Origin of the sequence: Streptomyces dysideae (assembly GCF_001514305.1) — a bacterium.
GTDB classification, from domain to species: domain Bacteria; phylum Actinomycetota; class Actinomycetes; order Streptomycetales; family Streptomycetaceae; genus Streptomyces; species Streptomyces dysideae.
Map to the genome: position 1 here is coordinate 1 of NZ_KQ949217.1, position 673 is coordinate 673.

A 673-nucleotide genomic window follows, 5' to 3' on the forward strand; every position below is an offset into this window, starting at 1 on the left:
CACAAGGCCGACGGACGCATCGTCATCCAGCTCATGCACGCCGGACGGATGTCCCACCCCGACAACACCCCCCACCACCGGCAGCCGGTCGCCCCCTCCCCGGTCCAGCCGGCGGGCGAGACGTTCACCGCCTCAGGGCTCCAGGAGATGCCGGTACCGCGCGAGCTGGCCACCGAGGAAGTCGCCGCGACGGTCGATGACTTCCGGCGCGCCGCCGCAGCCGCCATCGCGGCCGGCGCCGACGGCGTCGAGATCCACGGCGCCAACGGCTACCTCCTGCACCAGTTCTTCGCCACCAACACCAACCACCGCACCGACCGCTACGGCGGCTCCATCGACAACCGCATCCGCTTCGCCGTCGAGGTCGCCACCGCCGTGGCCGACGAGATCGGCGCCGGCCGCACCGGCCTGCGGATCTCTCCCGGCAACCCGTTCAACGACATCGCCGAGAGCGACACCCACGACCTGTACCCGGCACTGGTACGCGCCCTCGCCCCCCTCGACCTCGCCTACCTGCACATCGGAAACCACGGCGGCGACGACGAACTCCTGCACACCCTCCGCAAGCTGTGGCCGAACACACTGATCCTCAACCGGGCCGGCACCGACATACCCACCCGCGCCAAGGACATCGAAGACGGCGTCGCCGACATCGTCACCGTCGGCACCATGG

At 70.4% G+C, this 673-nt stretch carries 1 protein-coding gene; it reads left to right on the top strand.

Going from position 1 to position 673, the window contains the following annotated elements; all coding sequences use genetic code 11:
* On the top strand, window positions 1–673 hold a 673-nt coding region (locus AQJ91_RS48475; protein ID WP_456113469.1), incomplete at both ends, for an oxidoreductase.